Here is a 16,244-nt window from a genome sequence, read left to right on the forward strand (position 1 = left end):
TCGCTCACTGCTCCGCCCCTTCGTTCTCGTCGGTCGCCTCGGTCGCGTCGGTCGCCTCGGACCCGTCCGAACCGGCCAGCGGCTCGTAGACGAGCACCGCGCGGTTGTCCGGGCGCAGCCGGGCCGCGGCCACGGCCTGCACCTCTTCGGCGGTGACGGACAGGACCCGCTGGACGGCGGTGAGGGCCAGCTGCGGGTCGCCGAAGAGCACCGCGAAGCGGCACAGTTCGTCAGCGCGGCCCGCGACCGTGCTCAGCCGGTCCAGCCATTCCCGTTCCAGCTGGGCCTGGGCGCGCTCCATCTCCTCGGCCGTCGGGCCCTCGGCGGCGAACCGCGCGAGCTCCTCGTCCACGGCCGCCTCGATGGCGGGCACCTCGACGCCGCCGGAGGTCTTGACGTCCAGCCAGCCCAGGGAGGGGGCGCCGGCCAGGCGCAGCATGCCGAAGCCGGCCGCGACGGCCGTCTGGTCGCGGCGCACCAGGCGGTTGTGGAGCCGCGAGGACTCGCCGCCGCCCAGGACGGTCAGCGCCACGTCGGCGGCGTCGCACTCGCGGGTGCCGTCGTGCGGGAGCCGGTAGGCGGCCATCAGCGCACGCGCCGGGACCTCCTCGGTGATCTCCTCGCGCAGCTCCCGGCCGATGACCTCGGGCAGCGAGCCGTCGCGGGGCGGCTGCTTGCCGTCGTGCGACGGGATGGAGCCGAAGTACTTCTCGACCCACGCGAGCGTCTGCTCCGGGTCGATGTCGCCGACGACCGACAGCACCGCGTTGTTGGGCGCGTAGTACGTGCGGAAGAAGGTGCGGGCGTCCTCCAGGGAGGCCGCGTCCAGGTCGGCCATGGAGCCGATCGGGGTGTGGTGGTACGGGTGCCCCTCGGGGTACGCCAGCGCGGTCAGCTTCTCGAACGCCGTGCCGTAGGGGACGTTGTCGTACCGCTGGCGGCGCTCGTTCTTGACGACGTCGCGCTGGTTCTCCATGGACTCCTCGTCCAGGGCGGCCAGCAGCGATCCCATCCGGTCCGCCTCCAGCCACAGCGCGAGCTCCAGCTGGTGCGTCGGCATCGTCTCGAAGTAGTTGGTGCGCTCGAAGCTGGTGGTGCCGTTCAGCGAACCGCCGGCACCCTGGACCAGCTCGAAGTGGCCGTTGCCCGGTACGCTCGCCGAGCCCTGGAACATCAGGTGCTCGAAGAGGTGAGCCAGACCGGTGCGGCCCTTGACTTCGTGGCGCGAGCCGACGTCGTACCAGAGGCAGACCGCGGCGACCGGGGTCAGGTGGTCCTCGGAGAGCACCACGCGCAGGCCGTTGGCCAGCCGGTGCTCGGTCGCTGTCAGGCCGCCGGAGCCGGCCTCGGCTGTGGCCGTGTGACCCATGGGCATGTGATCCCTTCGATCGCGATGCAGAGATTTCTGTCAGACCTGCCACTGTATGCAAGCGCGTCGGCCGCCGGATAAGTTCCCGGGTCACACCTGGGTCGGAGTCGGCGCTGTCGGTGCCTCGGGCCACAATGGTCCGCGTCAGACCCCCAGCACACTTCATTCTTGGTTAAGGAGCCGCGCAGCGATGGCCCGCCGCAGCACGAAGACCCCGCCGCCGGAGGATTTCGAGGAGCGGATCCTCGACATCGACGTCGTCGACGAAATGCAGGGCTCCTTCCTCGAGTACGCGTACTCGGTGATCTACTCCCGTGCCCTGCCCGACGCCCGGGACGGCCTGAAGCCGGTGCACCGGCGCATCGTCTACCAGATGAACGAGATGGGTCTGCGCCCCGACCGCGGCTACGTGAAGTGCGCCCGTGTCGTCGGCGAGGTCATGGGCAAGCTCCACCCGCACGGCGACGCGTCCATCTACGACGCCCTCGTGCGCATGGCCCAGCCCTTCTCGATGCGGCTGCCGCTGGTCGACGGCCACGGCAACTTCGGTTCGCTCGGCAACGACGACCCGCCGGCCGCGATGCGCTACACCGAGTGCAAGATGGCCGACGCCACGTCACTGATGACGGAGTCGATCGACGAGGACACCGTCGACTTCGCCGCCAACTACGACGGCCAGGAGCGCGAACCGGTCGCGCTGCCCGCCGCATATCCGAACCTGCTGGTCAACGGGGCTTCCGGGATCGCCGTCGGCATGGCCACCAACATGCCCCCGCACAACCTCGGCGAGGTCATCGCTGCCGCCCGCCACCTGATCCGCCACCCGGCGGCGGACCTGGAGGCGCTGATGCGCTTCGTCCCGGGTCCCGACCTGCCCACGGGCGGCCGGATCGTCGGGCTCGCGGGGATCAAGGACGCCTACGAGAAGGGCCGCGGCACCTTCCGGATCCGTGCGACGGTGGCAGTGGAGAACGTGACGGCACGCCGCAAGGGCCTGGTCGTCACGGAACTGCCCTTCACGGTCGGCCCCGAGAAGGTCATCGCGAAGATCAAGGACCTGGTGGGCTCCAAGAAGCTCCAGGGCATCGCGGACGTCAAGGACCTCACCGACCGTTCGCACGGTCTGCGCCTGGTCATCGAGATCAAGAACGGCTTCCACCCCGAGGCCGTGCTGGAGCAGCTGTACAAGCTGACGCCGATGGAGGAGTCCTTCGGCATCAACAACGTGGCGCTGGTGGACGGCCAGCCGCTGACGCTGGGCCTCAAGGAGCTGCTGGAGGTCTACCTCGACCACCGCTTCGAGGTCGTGCGCCGGCGCAGCGAGTTCCGCCGCAACAAGCGCCGCGACCGCCTGCACCTGGTCGAGGGTCTGCTGGTGGCGCTCATCGACATCGACGAGGTCATCCGGCTCATCCGGGACAGCGAGAACTCCGCGCAGGCCAAGGCCCGGCTGATGGAGCGGTTCTCGCTGAGCGAGATCCAGACCCAGTACATCCTGGACACTCCGCTGCGCCGGCTCACCAAGTTCGACCGGATCGAGCTGGAGTCCGAGCGCGACCGGCTGACGGGCGAGATCGACGAGCTGACGGGCATCCTGGAGTCCGACTCCGAGCTGCGCAAGCTGGTCTCGGCGGAACTGGCCGCGGTCGCGAAGAAGTTCGCCACCGAGCGGCGCACGGTCCTGCTGGAGTCGGCGGGCACCTCGGTGGCCGCGGTGCCTCTGGAGGTCGCGGACGACCCCTGCCGCGTCCTGCTGTCCTCCACGGGCCTGCTGGCCCGGACGGTGACGGGCGAACCGCTGGCCGAGGCCGACGGCAAGCGGGCCAAGCACGACCTGATCATCTCGCAGGTACAGGCGACGGCGCGGGCGGAGGTCGGCGTGGTGACGTCCGCCGGGCGGCTGCTGCGCCTGTCGGTGATCGACCTGCCGCAGCTGCCGGACACGGCCTCCGCGCCGACTCTGGCGGGCGGGGCCCCGGTCTCGGAGTTCCTCTCGACGCTGGAGCCGGACGAGAAGGTGATCTGCCTGATCTCGCTGGACGAGTCCTCGCAGGGCCTGGCCCTGGGCACCGAACAGGGCGTGGTCAAGCGCGTCGTGCCGGACTACCCGGCCAACAAGGACGAGCTGGAGGTCATCACCCTCAAGGAGGGCGACCGGATCGTCGGCGCCGTGGAGCTGCGCACGGGCGAGGAGGACCTGGTCTTCCTCACCGACGACGCCCAGCTGCTGCGCTACCCGGCGGCGCAGGTGCGCCCACAGGGCCGCCCGGCGGGCGGTATGGCGGGCATCAAGCTCGCGGACAGCGCCAAGGTGATCCACTTCTCGGCGGTGGACCCGGCCCGGGACGCCATGGTGTTCACGGTGGCGGGCTCGCACGGGACGCTGGACGACTCGGTGGTGTCCGGGAAGCTGACCCCCCTCGACCAGTACCCGCGCAAGGGCCGGGCCACGGGTGGCGTGCGCTGCCAGCGGTTCCTGAAGGGCGAGGACGTACTGGTGCTGGCCTGGGCGGGGAACGCCCCGGTCCGCGCGGCCGCGGTGAACGGCACCCCGGCCGAACTGCCGGGCATCGACCCGCGCCGGGACGGCTCGGGGACCGCGCTGCCCGCGGTGGTCGCGGCGCTGGCGGGCGCGGCGCTGTAGGACGGACGACTGCGTTCAGGTGGTACGCCCAAGGGGGGACGTACCACCTGAATGGCGACTAGTGTTTTCCCCGTATACGCGGTGGGGGGAGACACAGCTGATGAGCCGTCGGTCGAGCAGCGGTCTGATCGGGAACTGGGCGGAGACACAGCGCCGGCAGCAGCAGACGCAGCAGATCCAGCAGCGTGAGGCCGAACGCCGGCAGCGGGCCTACGAGCGGGACGCGGCCCGCGGCCACCGGCAGCAGCGCGAGGCCGACGCACGACGGCGTACCGCGCAGCTCGATGCCGAGGTCGCCGCATTGCAGGACCTCCTGGTCACGGGCTGCCGGGCGCCCGCGTTCCGGATGGCCGCGCTGGTCCGGTCAGAGCAGGTGGAACCGTTCGAGCCCGGGAACCTGGCACAGCCGGTGCCTATGCCGCGCATCGAGCAGTTCCAGCAGCAGAGCAGCGGCTGGACCCTCGGTTCGAACCACCGGGCGCGGGCCGAGCAGGAGGCGCATGCCCGGTACACCGAGGCGTGGCGGGCCGCGCACGCCGCCGAGGAGCGGCGTCAGCGGGAACTGGCCTCGTATCGCCGCCAGTACGACCGTTGGGCGGCCGACCAGCTCGCCGGGGTGCGGGCGCACAACAGCGGGCTCGCCGAGCTGGCCGAAGCCCTGCGCGCCGGTGATCCGGAGGCGGTGGTGGAGTACTTCACGGCCGCCCTGTACGCCTCCACGGCCTGGCCCGAGGCGCTCCCGAGGCAGGTGGCGGCGGCCTACGACCCGGTCAAGCGCCAGCTGGTGCTGGACTGGGAACTGCCCGCGTATTCGGTGGTGCCGGAGGCGAGGGCGGTGCAGTACCTGCCCAGCACCGGCCAGGACAAGGTGAAGCCCCGATCGGCCACGGAGCGGCGGGCCCTGTACCGGGACCTGCTGGCGCAGTGCATGCTGCTGGTGATGCGCGAGCTGTACGCGGCGGACGAGTTCGGCGTCCTGGACTCGGTCGTGGTCAACGGCTTCGTGGACTGCCCGGATCCGGTGACGGGGCACGAGACCCGCTTCGTACTGGCCACGGCGTCCGCGGCGCGCACCGCCTTTTCGGGGCTGCGACTCGAACAGGTCAGCGCCGTGGACTGCCTGGTCGACGGGTTGCGCGGGGCGTTGTCCGCGCGGCCCGACCAGCTGACCGCGGTCCGGCCCGGGCGCAGGCCCGAGGAGGTCGGAGGAGGAGTCGTCAGCCACGGCGGGCAGGGCGGCGGCGGGGAGGAGGAGGAGCCGGACCTCTTCGCGATGGACCCGATCGCCTTCGAGAACCTGGTGGCGGAGCTGTTCCGGGCCATGGGCATGGAGGCGGTGACCACCCAGCGCTCGGGTGACGGCGGGGTGGACGTGGAGGCGCTGGACCCGGCTCCGATCCGGGGCGGGCGGATCGTGGTGCAGGTCAAGCGCTACCGCAACACGGTGCCGCCCACCGCGGTACGGGACCTGTACGGCACCGTCCAGGACGCGGGGGCGAACAAGGGGGTGCTGGTCACCACTTCGTCCTTCGGACCCGGGTCGTACACCTTCGCCAACGGCAAGCCGCTGGAGTTGGTTCCCGGCGCCGAGCTCGTCGGGCTGCTGCACCAGTACGGGCTGCGGGGGCGGCTGGGCGACGGCGGCGGCGCGGCCCTCCCGGCGCAGCGGACGCAGGATCCCGCTCCTTCGGCGGATGGCGCCGTCGGCCACAGCGTGCTCGGCATGTCCTGGTCGGGCCGGGTCGCCCTCGATGTGTGCGCCCTCGTCTGCACGGGCAACAGGGTGCTGAGCGAGGACCACTTCGTCTTCTACAACAACCCCCGGACCCCGGACGGTTCGGTGCGGACCCGGGTGCACGCGGCGCCGGACAGGGCGGCGGTCGAGGTCGCTTTCGACGCACTGCCCCGGGAGGCCGACCGGTTGGTCCTCGTGGCCGCTGTCGACCCCGAGGTCGATCCGCACGCGGATCTTGCCGAGTTCACGGACGCCAGGATCCGGCTCCTCGACGCGGCGGGTGTGGAGGCGGGGCAGCTGGAGGTCTCGGACGGCAGGGCCGGCGAGACGGCCCTGGTGCTGGGCTCCTTCCGCCGGCGGGCGAGCGGCGACTGGGACTTCGTGATCGGCGGCAAGGGTTACCGGGGCGGGCTGGAGGACCTGTTGCGGGAATTCGGCGTCGAGGTCGCCTGAGCCGGCGCCCCGGCGCCGCTCCGGCCCGCGATGTCTAGGTCGGGATCGGTGATGCCGACGGCGGAACCGGTCCCGGCATCAGGATCGGGATCGGGATCGGCATCAGGATCGACGTCAGGATGGGGATCGATCCCGGCTTCGGTGTCGGCCGGCGGGCGGGCCGCGTACCGCAGCACGCCCCACATGCTCTCCGGGCGGGCCGTGTGCGGGGCCGGTTCGCGGCAGGCGTCCAGTTCGCGGAGCAGCCCCGGCCCGTCGGTGCCGGAGCCGATCAGGACGAGCTGCGTACGGCGGGCTTCGCCCCGCCCCCAGGGCTGCGGGGCGAAGCGCAGGAACCGTCCGACCGCGTGGACCTCGTACCGCTCGTCGTGTCCGGGGACACCGAAGTGGACGAAGCCCTTGATCCGGTAGAGCCCCGCCGGGCGACGGTCGAGGAAATCGATGAAGCGGCGCGGGGAGAGGGCCTGCTCGCAGCTGAATTCGAGGCTCTCGTAGGCGGCGTGGAGGTGGCCCGCGTGGCCCTCATGGCCCCCGTGGCCCCCGTGCCCGGCGTGATCGTTCTCGCCGTCCTGCACGAGCAGGTCCTCGAAGGACAGCTGGCCGCGGGTCTCGGTCCAGGGGCGCCGGTCGAAGAGCAGCTCCGGGTCGATCCGGCCGTGGTCGGCGCCGACCACGGGGGTACCGGGGGCGCACAGGGTGCGCAGGAGTCCCTCGATCCGGGTCCGCTCGGCGTCGTCCACCCGGTCGGTCTTGTTGAGCACGACCAGATCGGCGACGGCGAGGTGGCGGTCGGTCTCGGGGTGCCGGGACCGCGTCGCGTCGAATTCCGCAGCATCCACCACTTCCACCATCCCGCCGTAGCGGATGTCGGGATTCTCGCTGGCCATGAGCATGCGGATCATCTCCTGCGGCTCGGCCAGCCCGCTCGCCTCGATGACGATCACATCGATGCGGTGGGCGGGCGCGGCGAGCTTCTCCAGGTACGCGTCCAGCTCGCTGCCGTCGACGGCGCAGCACAGGCAGCCGCCCCCGAGCGAGACCATCGAGTCGCCGACCTGGCCGGCCACCGACATGGCGTCGATCTCGATCGAGCCGAAGTCGTTGACGACGACTCCGATCCGGGTCCCCGCGCGGTGGGCGAGGAGGTGGTTGAGCACGGTGGTCTTGCCGGATCCGAGGAATCCGGCGAGGACGACGACGGGGATGGGCTGCCTGCTGTTCATCCGGTCGATCGTAGCCAGGCGCGCGGTCAGCCGAGCGGTGGCACCGGCTGCGGCGGGGTCGGGCCGGTGTACCGGGCCGCCGGACGGATGATCTTCGAGTCGGCGGCCTGTTCCAGGATGTTCGCGCTCCAGCCGACCACACGGGCCGCGCAGAAGGTCGGAGTGAACATCTCGCGCGGGAGGCCGCACAGTTCCATGACGACGCCCGCGTAGAACTCCACGTTGGTGTGCAGCTCGCGGCCGGGCTTGAGCTCGGCGAGGATCTCCTCGACCTGGCGTTCGACCTCGACGGCGAGGTCCACGAGGGGGCCGCCGAACCCGCGGGCGATGTCGCGCAGCATGCGTGAGCGGGGGTCCTCGGTGCGGTAGACGGGGTGGCCGAAGCCCATGATCCGGTCGCCCGCCAGGACCCGTTCGCGGATCCAGGGCGCTATGCGCTCCGCCGTGCCGATGGCATCGAGCGTGTCGAGGGCGCGGCTCGGGGCTCCTCCGTGGAGGGGGCCGGAGAGCGCGCCGATGGCACCGGTGAGGCAGGCCGCGATGTCCGCGCCGGTGGAGGCGATCACCCGGGCGGTGAAGGTGGAGGCGTTGAAGCCGTGGTCGATGGTGGAGATCAGGTAGCGCTCGACCGCGCGGACCCGGGCCGGGTCCGGCTCCTGACCGGTCAGCATGTGGAGGTAGTTGGCGGCGTAGGGGAGGTCGTCGCGCGGCTCGACCGGTTCCAGGCCCTGCCCCAGCCGGTGCAGCGCGGTGAGCAGGGTCGGTACGGCGGCGCAGGCGGCCAGGGCGTCGGCGGCCCGGCGGGCGGGGTCGAGGTCGTAGACCGGGCGGAAGCCGGCCGAGGCGCCGAGCAGGGAGAGCGCGGTGCGCAGTCCGGCGAGCGGGCCGGAGATCGCGGTGGCCCGGGCGAGGGCGGGCAGGGCCCCCCGCACCTCGGCGGGCAGCCGGCGCAGCGGGACGGTCTCGGCGGTGAAGGCGGCGCGTTCGGCGGCGTCCGCGGGCAGGGAGCCGCGGAACATCAGGTGCCAGACGTCTTCGAAGGTGCGGTGCGCGGCGAGCTCGACGGCCGAGTACTGGCGGTAGTGGTAGAAGCCCTCACGGCCCCGGACGTCGCCGAGCTCGGTGTCCGTGACGACGACTCCCGCCAGGCCCCGCGGTGCTTCGATCGTGGTGTCGGTGGTGTTCATGCATCGACCATCGATGATTGATGGAATCCTTGTCAATATTGATTGAATCAATATGTATAGGCTGGCGTGCATGGATGAACAGCGACGCCTCACCACCCGGCAGGCCGCGGAACTGCTCGGGGTGAAGCCCGCGACCGTGTACGCCTATGTCAGCCGGGGCCAGCTGACGAGCCGCCGGGACGCGGTCGGGCGCGGCAGCAGTTTCGACGCCCGCGAAGTGGAGGAACTGGCCCGGCGGAGCCGGCGCGAGGCGGCGGCCCCGGCCGGGGAGCTCTCCGTGCGGACGGCGCTCACGCTGATCGAGCAGGACCGGTACTACTACCGGGGCGTGGACGCCGTGGCCCTGGCCTCGCGGTACGCCTACGAGGAGGTCGCGGAGTGGCTCTGGACCGGGACGCTCCCGCGCGGGGTGCGGTTCTCCGCTCCGGCAGAGCCCCTCGCGGCGGCCCGCCGGGCGGTGGCCGCCCTGCCGGACCACAGCGGGCCGGTGGACCGGCTGCGGGTGGCGGTCGCCGCCGCCGCGGTCGCGGACCCGCTGCGGTTCGACCTGTCCGAGGAGGCGGTGCTCGGCTCCGCGCGCTGCCTGGTTCCCACGCTCGTCGGCTCGCTCCCCGTGGTGGGCCGCACCGGGTGGGCCGGTGACGGCAGGACGGCCCGGCAGCTGTGGCCGCGGCTGACAGCCCGGGAGCCCGACCCGGACGCGCTGGCGGTCCTGGACCTGGCGCTGGGCCTGTTGGTCGACCACGATCTGGCCGCCTCCACCCTGGCGGTGCGGGTGGCCGCCTCGGCGCGCGCCCATCCGTACGCGGCGGTGTCCGCCGGGCTCGGCGCGCTCGAAGGGCCGCTGCACGGAGCGGCCGGGCGGCTCGCGCACCGGATGCTGGTGGAGGTGCTGGAGCGGGGCGCGGCCGCGCCGGTGGTCGCGGAGTACCTGCGGGCGGGGCGCCGGGTGCCGGGGCTCGGCCACCGGCTCTACCGGGGCGAGGACCCGCGCGCGCAGGCGCTGTTCGCACGGCTGGAGGGCTGGGAGCCGGCCGGTCCCGCGCTCGCCGCGGCGCGCGGGGTGGCGGCGGTGATGGCACGGCAGGGCGGGCTGCACGCCAATGTGGATCTGGCCCTTGCGGTGCTGACGGTGTCCTGCGGGATGGCGGCGGAGGCCGGGGAGACGGTCTTCGCGGTGGCGCGCACGGCCGGGTGGATGGCGCACGCGCTGGAGGAGTACCAGGAGCGGCCGCTGCGGATGCGCCCGAGCGGTGAGTACCACGGGCCCCGCCCGCCCCAGCCGATGCCGTGACGCAGGCGCGGCGTCCCTCGGCCGCGACGGCGGCCGGGGGCCGGGGGCCGGCGGCCGGGCAGCGGTGTCCCGCGACGGCGGCCGGCGCGCCGGACGGGAGCCCGTGGTGATCGGCAGCCGGGCGCCCGCGGTGGTACCGACGCTCCGGCCGCGGCGTCAGGTCCGCAGCCAGACCGCCGCGTCCTGCGGGAGCAGCCCCGTGTCGTCCGGGGCGGAGCTGCTCAGCAGGAGACTGGTGTGCGCCGGCAGCGGGATGGGCTCCTGGGACAGGTTGACCACGCAGACCAGCCCGTCGGGGCGGGTGAAGGCGAGTACCCCGGGCGGCGCGTGCAGCCATTCCAGCGAGCCGCCGCCGAAGCCGGCCGCCGCCCGCCGCAGCCCCAGGGCCGTGCGGTACAGGCTGAGCATGGAGTCCGGATCGGCCGCCTGGCGGTCCGCGGCGTACGCCGGCCAGTCCTCGGGCTGCGGCAGCCAGGGGTCGTTCCATGGCTCCGCGCTCCACGGCAGGGGCACCCGGCAGCCGTCGCGGCCCGGATCGGTGCCGCCGGACCGGAGGTGCATCGGGTCCTGGATCCGCGTGAGCGGCACGTCGGCTTCGGGCAGGCCCACTTCCTCGCCCTGGTAGATGTAGACGGCGCCGGGCAGGGCCAGCGTCAGCAGGGCGGCGGCCCGCGCACGCCGGATGCCGAGCGCCAGGTCGGTGGGGGTCCCGAAGACCTTGGCGGCGAAGTCGAAGCCGGTTTCGGCGCGCCCGTAGCGCGTGACGGTACGGGTCACGTCGTGGTTGCAGAGCACCCAGGTGGCCGGGGCCCCGGCGGGGGCGTGCTGGGCGAGCGTCTCCTCGATGCAGGTGCGCAGGCGCCCCGCGTCCCACGGGCAGCCCAGGAAGGAGAAGTTGAAGGCGGTGTGCAGCTCGTCGGGGCGCAGGTAGCGGGCGAAGCGTTCGGAGTCGGGCAGCCAGACCTCTCCGACGAAGATCGCGCCGTACTCGTCGGCGATGGTCCGCCACGAGCGGTAGACGTCGTGCAGCTCGTCGCGGTCGATGTAGGGGTGGGCCTCGCCCGGCCGGGGCTCCGGGGAACGGCCGGCCAGGTCGGGCAGGGCCGGGTCCTTCGCGAGCAGGGCGGCGGAGTCGATCCGTACGCCGGACACGCCCCGTTCGAACCAGAAGCGCAGCACCTCCTCGTGCTCGCGGCGGACGGCCGGGTGGTCCCAGTTGAGGTCGGGCTGCTGGGGGGTGAAGAGGTGCAGGTACCACTCCCCGTCCGGTACCTGCGTCCAGGTGGGGGCCCCGTTGAACTGCGAGGGCCAGTCCCCCGGCGGCAGTTCGCCACTTTCGCCGCGGCCCGGCCGGAAGTGGAAGAGTTCGCGCTCGGGGCTGCCGGGGCCGGCGGCGAGCGCGGCCCGGAACCATGCGTGCTGGTCGGAGACGTGGTTCGGCACGATGTCGACCATCGTGCGGATGCCCAGTTCGCGGGCCTCGGCGATGAGCTCCTCGGCTTCGGCGAGGGTGCCGAAGGCGGGGTCGATGGTGCGGTAGTCGGCGACGTCGTAGCCCCCGTCGGCGAGCGGCGAGAGGTACCAGGGGGTGAACCACAGGGCGTCCACGCCCAGTTCGGCGAGGTAGGGCAGGTGGGTGCGGACACCCGCGAGGTCGCCGGTGCCGTCCCCGTCGCCGTCGGCGAAACTGCGTACGTACACCTGGTAGACGGCGGCCGAGCGCCACCAGTCGGCGGCGTTCTCGGGCAGCGGGAAGTCGGCCACGGAGGGGTCCTTTCACTGGGGACGGCCGGGCGCGGCGATGGGGCGGGGGCTCCGGATGGTCAGCCTTTGAGGGAGCCCGCCGTCAGACCGCTCATGATGTTGCGCTGGAAGATCAGGAAGAGGACGAGCGTCGGCGCCGAGGCCATCGCGAGGGCGGCGACGAGGTGGGTCTCGGGGACTCCCGAGGCCAGCGAGTAGATGCCGACGTTGAGGGTCTGGAGCGCAGGGTCGGGCAGGGTGAGCATCGGCCAGAGGAAGTCCTTCCAGACACCGGTGATCGCGAAGATCGACACGACGCCCAGGATCGGCCGTGACATCGGCAGGACGATGGAGCGCAGGGTGCGGAGCGCGCCGGCCCCGTCGATGGCCGAGGCGTCGAGGATCTCCTGCGGGATGGAGTCGAAGAACCGCTTCAGCAGGAAGATGTTGAAGGCATTGGTGACGGACGGCAGCCAGATCACCCAGGGTGTGTCGAGCAGGTTGCGCTCGATGACGGGCATGTCCAGGACGGTGAGGTACTGCGGTACGACGAGGACCGTGGCCGGGATCATCAGGGTCGCCAGCATCATGCCGAGCACGGCCCTGCCGAAGACCGGCCGCAGTCTGGACAGCGAGTAGGCGGCCGCCACGTCCAGGACGAGCTGGAAGGCCAGTGCCCCGAAGGCGTAGTAGAGGGTGTTGAACAGCAGCTTGGCGAGGTCCATGACCTTCCAGGCGGCCGTGTAGTTCTCGGTGTGCAGGGAGTCCGGCACCAGGGTCGGCGGCACCTGCGCGAACTCCTGCGTGCTCTTGAGGCCGCCCGCGGCCATCCAGTAGAGGGGCCCGAGGAAGATGAGGGTGAAGCCGGCCACGGCCAGGGCGAGGACGGTCCAGTAGAGGATCCTGCCGCGGGTCCGGCCGAGCCGGGCCGGGGATATCAGGGTGCGCTCTGCCATCGGAGGGGCTCCTTGTCAGCTCTCGTTGTCGCGGCTGAGGCGGACGTAAAGGGCGGAGAAACCCGCGAGCAGGACGAGCAGGCACAGGCCCAGGGCCGCTGCGCTGCCGTACTGGTTGAAGCTGAAGGCGTACTGGTAGATGAGGACGACGACGGTGGTGGTCGAGCCTTCGGGGCCGGCGCCGCCGGTCAGCAGGAAAGGTTCGACGAACACCTGCATCGTCGCGATGATCTGCATGAGCAGCATGAGCGAGAGGATCAGCCTGGTCTGCGGGATCGTGACGTGCCAGATCTTGCGCAGGAGTCCGGCCCCGTCGAGTTCGGCGGCTTCGTACAGCTCACCGGGGATGCCCTGGAGGGCGGCCAGGTAGATGAGGGTCGCACCGCCCATGTTCATCCAGGTGGAGGCGATGACGACCGAGAGCATCGCGGTGTCGGTGGACTGGAGCCAGTCCTGCGCAGGGAGGTGCAGGAGTTCCAGCGCCCTGTTGAAGAGGCCGTAACCGGGGTCGTAGAAGTACTTGAAGAGCAGGATCGAGGCCACCGGCGGCATCATCACCGGCAGGTAGACGAGCAGGCGCAGGTAGCCCTGGGCGTGGCGGAACTCGTTCAGCACCAGGGCCACCACGAAGGGGACGGCGAAGCCGAGGAGCAGGGCCAGGCCGGTGAAGAGCAGGGTGTTGCGCCATGCCTGCCAGAAGCTCGGGTCCCCGAAGACGTAGGTGAAGTTGTCCCAGCCGACCCAGTGCGCGGTACCGCCCTCGGTCTTCTGGAAGGCCAGCAGGAACTCCCGGACCATCGGGTACCAGGAGAAGAAGGAGAAGCACAGGACGGCGCCGATCAGGAAGCCGTGGGCCGTGAGGTTGCGCCTGAGCGCCCGGCGGAACTGCGCCCGGGCGGGTCGGGGCAGGGGGGGAGCCGACATCGCCGCTCGCTCCTTGGTGGGTCTCGTCATCGGCAGGCACGAACGGCCGGGGCGGGTGGGACCGGGGGGGCAGGCCGGCCGCGGACCCGCCCGGGCTCCCTACTGGTTCCCCAGCACCTGGTTGACGGCCTTCTCGGCGTCACCGAGGAGCTGCGCGGGGTCGGCGTCCTTGTTCGTGAGCACCCCGGACATCACCTTGTCGAGGACCTTGTAGACCTCCTGCGCCTTCACGGGCTCGGGCTTGCCGGGCACCGGGCTGTCCAGAAAGGGCTTGAAGTTGGCGACCGGCATGGTGGCGCTCGCTGCCTTCAGCTCGTCGTCCTCGGCCTTGCTGGCACCGGTGAAGAAGGCGGGTTGCGGGAGGCCGACCGGCAGGCCGTCGGCCTTGCTGCGGTCGTACCGGAACTGGCCCTTGCCGACGGCGAGGGTCTTGAAGTTCAGCCAGGCGATGGCTGCCTTGACCTTGTCGGGCGAGCTGCCCTTCTTGATCATGTAGCCGTTGCCGCCGGCCAGGGTGGCGGCGCCACCGGGGATGGGGCCCATGCCGAAGTTGCCGTACTCGGCGCCGAGCTGCTGGACCATGTACGTGATGTCGTCGGGGGCGGCGAGGAACATGCCGAGCTTGTCCGAGGCCATCTGCTTTTGCAGGTCACCCCACTTGAGCAGCTGGGTCTTGCCCATGCTGTCGTCCTCCCAGCGCATGGCGTGGAGGTTGTCGACGATCCGCCTGCCGGTGGCGTTGTTGAAGGCGGCCCTGCCATCGGCGCCGACGACGTCGCCGCCCATGCCGTACACGGCGGCCGTGTAGTGCCAGCCCCCGGTGTTCTCCACGCTGTATTCGCCGTAGCCGGCGACTCCGTTGCCGAGAGCGGCGATCTTCCTGGCGGCCCCCCGGACCTCTTCCCAGCTGCGCGGCGGAGTGCCGGGGTTCAGGCCCGCCTGCTGGAAGAGCTTGCGGTTGACCAGCAGCCCCATCGTGTAGTTGCTGGTGGGCACGCCGTAGAGCTTGCCGTCCCGCTTCAGGACGTTCAGGACGTTCTTGTCGATGTCGTCGAGCGCGGGCACCGACGTGCTGGTGACGTACGCGGAGATGTCCTGGGCCCCGTCGTTGTCGAGCACCTGCTGCAGATCGGTGAAGTAGGCGTAGAAGACGTCCGGCTGGGACTTGGCCTTGAGCATCGCGGTGAAGCGCGGCGGCTCCAGGCACTGCCCCGGAGTGGAACGGCCGTCGATCGTGACGTTGGCGTAGGTCCTGTTGAACTCCGCCACGTCCTCCTTCCACTCCTTGAGCTCGGCCGCTTTCGCCGCCGGCGGCATGCAGTCGATGGAGAGGGTGACCTTGGTCTTCGGGTCGAGCGGGGTGGTGGCGTCGGTGGAACCGCCGCCGGGCCGGGGCTCGTTGTCTTCGCCGCTGCTGCTCGTGCCGCAGGCCGCGAGGGCGGTCACGGCGAGCGCGGAGACGAGGGCGGCCGCGACGCTGCGTCGGACGTTGGTTCTCATCGGTGGACCCCTTCGAGCATCGAGCAGGAGGCGTGGGGGCGAGCGCGGCACACTCAACCACCACCGACAGATGACCGCAATATCGAGCGCAGATTTCGTAAGAGATTGACAGTTGAGGGTCGTTCGGGGACGCAAAAAGAGCTCCGTGACGTCCCTGGGACGTCACGGAGCCCTGCGCGCGGCACGCGGCGGCGGTACGGGGGCTATCCGCGCGGGGCCTGCGCGGTGGAGCCCCGCACCACCAGCTCCGGCTCGAAGAGCAGCTCCCCCGGCTGGACGGCGGCGCCCTGGATCTGCGCGGTCAGCAGCTCGACGGCGGCGCGGCCCATCGCCTCGATGGGCTGGCGGACGGTGGTCAGCGGGGGCTCGGTGCAGTTCATGAAGGCCGAGTCGTCGTAACCCACCACGGAGACCTCCCGGGGCACGTCCAGTCCTCGGCGGCGGGCCGCCCGGATCGCACCCAGGGCCAGCGGGTCGCTCGCGCAGATGATGCCGGTGACCCCGCGGTCCAGCAGCCGGGAGGTGGCCGCGTGGCCTCCTTCCAGGGAGAACAGCGACCGCTCCACGTGGGCTTCGGGGAGCTCGACGCCGGCCGCGGCAGCCACCGCCTGGGCGGCCACCAGCTTGCGCAGGGAGGGCATGTGGTCGGGCGGGCCCAGCACCAGGCCGATTCGCTCGTGCCCGAGGGAGGTCAGGTGGCGCCAGGCCTGCTCCACGGCGACGGCGTCGTCACAGGCCACGCAGGGGAAGCCGAGGTCCTCGATGGAGGCGTTGACGAGCACGACCGGAACCTTGCGCTCCGACAGCAGCCGGTAGTGCTCGTGCGGAGCGTCGGCCTGCGCGAAGAGGCCGCCGGCGAAGACCACTCCGGAGACCTGCTGCTGCAGGAGCAGGTCCACGTAATCAGCCTCGGAAACCCCGCCCGCGGTCTGGGTGCAGAGCACCGGGGTGAGGCCCTGCTGTGCCAGCGCACCCCCGATGACCTCGGCGAAGGCCGGGAAGATGGGGTTTTGGAGTTCGGGCAGGACCAACCCCACCAGCCGGGCACGCTCGCCGCGCAGCTGGGTTGGACGCTCGTAGCCGAGGACGTCGAGGGCGGTGAGCACCGACTGACGGGTCGCCTCCGAGACGCCCGGCTTGCCGTTGAGCACCCGGCTGACCGTTGCCTCGCTGACTCCCACCTTCTTCGCCACCTGAGCAAGTCGTCGCGTCATGA

The 16,244-nt window shown here is 71.6% G+C and carries 11 protein-coding genes; 3 read left to right on the forward strand and 8 right to left on the reverse strand.

Going from position 1 to position 16,244, the window contains the following annotated elements; all coding sequences use genetic code 11:
* Positions 1 to 4: 4 nt before the first annotated feature.
* The gene (locus AMK16_RS07020; protein WP_073909819.1) at positions 5 to 1,375 is read right to left on the reverse strand and encodes a M16 family metallopeptidase; all 1,371 of its coding nucleotides are present in this window, start codon (positions 1,373 to 1,375) and stop codon (positions 5 to 7) included.
* A 184-nt stretch (positions 1,376 to 1,559) separates the two neighbouring features.
* Between AMK16_RS07020 and AMK16_RS07025 the strand changes: the two genes are divergently transcribed.
* Positions 1,560 to 4,013: a DNA gyrase/topoisomerase IV subunit A gene (locus AMK16_RS07025; protein WP_073909822.1), complete on the forward strand. Its 2,454-nt coding sequence runs from the start codon at positions 1,560 to 1,562 to the stop codon at positions 4,011 to 4,013.
* 100 nt (positions 4,014 to 4,113) lie between these two features.
* Positions 4,114 to 6,201: a restriction endonuclease gene (locus tag AMK16_RS07030; RefSeq protein WP_199885355.1), complete on the forward strand. Its 2,088-nt coding sequence runs from the start codon at positions 4,114 to 4,116 to the stop codon at positions 6,199 to 6,201.
* Here AMK16_RS07030 and AMK16_RS07035 read toward each other — a convergent pair.
* Both AMK16_RS07035 and AMK16_RS07040 read right to left on the reverse strand, forming a co-directional pair.
* A complete protein-coding gene (locus tag AMK16_RS07035; protein WP_079191351.1) occupies positions 6,147 to 7,424 on the reverse strand; it encodes a CobW family GTP-binding protein in 1,278 nt (425 codons plus the stop codon). The two genes, AMK16_RS07030 and AMK16_RS07035, sit on opposite strands and share 55 nt — an antisense overlap.
* Before the next feature lie 26 nt (positions 7,425 to 7,450).
* A complete protein-coding gene (locus AMK16_RS07040; protein ID WP_073909825.1) occupies positions 7,451 to 8,611 on the reverse strand; it encodes a citrate synthase/methylcitrate synthase in 1,161 nt (386 codons plus the stop codon).
* 70 nt (positions 8,612 to 8,681) lie between these two features.
* Between AMK16_RS07040 and AMK16_RS07045 the strand changes: the two genes are divergently transcribed.
* On the forward strand, positions 8,682 to 9,905 hold the full coding sequence (locus tag AMK16_RS07045) for a citrate synthase (protein ID WP_073909828.1): 1,224 nt from the start codon (positions 8,682 to 8,684) through the stop codon (positions 9,903 to 9,905).
* A 156-nt stretch (positions 9,906 to 10,061) separates the two neighbouring features.
* Here AMK16_RS07045 and AMK16_RS07050 read toward each other — a convergent pair whose 3' ends face one another.
* From AMK16_RS07050 to AMK16_RS07065, 5 genes are all read right to left on the reverse strand, one after another.
* Positions 10,062 to 11,669 carry a glycoside hydrolase family 13 protein gene (locus tag AMK16_RS07050; protein ID WP_073909831.1) on the reverse strand — a complete coding sequence of 536 codons (1,608 nt, stop codon included), beginning with the start codon at positions 11,667 to 11,669 and terminating at the stop codon, positions 10,062 to 10,064.
* A gap of 59 nt (positions 11,670 to 11,728) precedes the next feature.
* Positions 11,729 to 12,604, reverse strand: a complete 876-nt coding sequence (locus AMK16_RS34910) for a carbohydrate ABC transporter permease (protein WP_107417058.1) — start codon at positions 12,602 to 12,604, stop codon at positions 11,729 to 11,731.
* Between the two features lie 15 nt (positions 12,605 to 12,619).
* The gene (locus tag AMK16_RS34915; RefSeq protein ID WP_242438621.1) at positions 12,620 to 13,528 is read right to left on the reverse strand and encodes a carbohydrate ABC transporter permease; all 909 of its coding nucleotides are present in this window, start codon (positions 13,526 to 13,528) and stop codon (positions 12,620 to 12,622) included.
* 99 nt (positions 13,529 to 13,627) lie between these two features.
* A complete protein-coding gene (locus tag AMK16_RS07060) occupies positions 13,628 to 15,028 on the reverse strand; it encodes an ABC transporter substrate-binding protein (protein WP_073909834.1) in 1,401 nt (466 codons plus the stop codon).
* A 203-nt stretch (positions 15,029 to 15,231) separates the two neighbouring features.
* Positions 15,232 to 16,242, reverse strand: a complete 1,011-nt coding sequence (locus AMK16_RS07065; RefSeq protein WP_073909836.1) for a LacI family DNA-binding transcriptional regulator — start codon at positions 16,240 to 16,242, stop codon at positions 15,232 to 15,234.
* Positions 16,243 to 16,244 lie beyond the last annotated feature (2 nt).

Origin of the sequence: Streptomyces sp. CB00455 (genome assembly GCF_001905445.1) — a bacterium.
In the GTDB taxonomy this organism is placed as follows: Bacteria; Actinomycetota; Actinomycetes; order Streptomycetales; family Streptomycetaceae; genus Streptomyces.

Bases quoted from the DNA above. Each gene is read 5' to 3' on its own strand.
- AMK16_RS07025 (WP_073909822.1), top strand. From the start codon at position 1,560: ATGGCCCGCCGCAGCACGAAGACCCCGCCGCCGGAGGATTTCGAGGAG.
- AMK16_RS07060 (WP_073909834.1), bottom strand. From the start codon at position 15,028: ATGAGAACCAACGTCCGACGCAGCGTCGCGGCCGCCCTCGTCTCCGCG.
- AMK16_RS34915 (WP_242438621.1), bottom strand. From the start codon at position 13,528: ATGTCGGCTCCCCCCCTGCCCCGACCCGCCCGGGCGCAGTTCCGCCGG.
- AMK16_RS07020 (WP_073909819.1), bottom strand. From the start codon at position 1,375: ATGCCCATGGGTCACACGGCCACAGCCGAGGCCGGCTCCGGCGGCCTG.
- AMK16_RS07045 (WP_073909828.1), top strand. From the start codon at position 8,682: ATGGATGAACAGCGACGCCTCACCACCCGGCAGGCCGCGGAACTGCTC.
- AMK16_RS07030 (WP_199885355.1), top strand. From the start codon at position 4,114: ATGAGCCGTCGGTCGAGCAGCGGTCTGATCGGGAACTGGGCGGAGACA.
- AMK16_RS07035 (WP_079191351.1), bottom strand. From the start codon at position 7,424: ATGAACAGCAGGCAGCCCATCCCCGTCGTCGTCCTCGCCGGATTCCTC.
- AMK16_RS07065 (WP_073909836.1), bottom strand. From the start codon at position 16,242: ATGACGCGACGACTTGCTCAGGTGGCGAAGAAGGTGGGAGTCAGCGAG.
- AMK16_RS34910 (WP_107417058.1), bottom strand. From the start codon at position 12,604: ATGGCAGAGCGCACCCTGATATCCCCGGCCCGGCTCGGCCGGACCCGC.
- AMK16_RS07040 (WP_073909825.1), bottom strand. From the start codon at position 8,611: ATGAACACCACCGACACCACGATCGAAGCACCGCGGGGCCTGGCGGGA.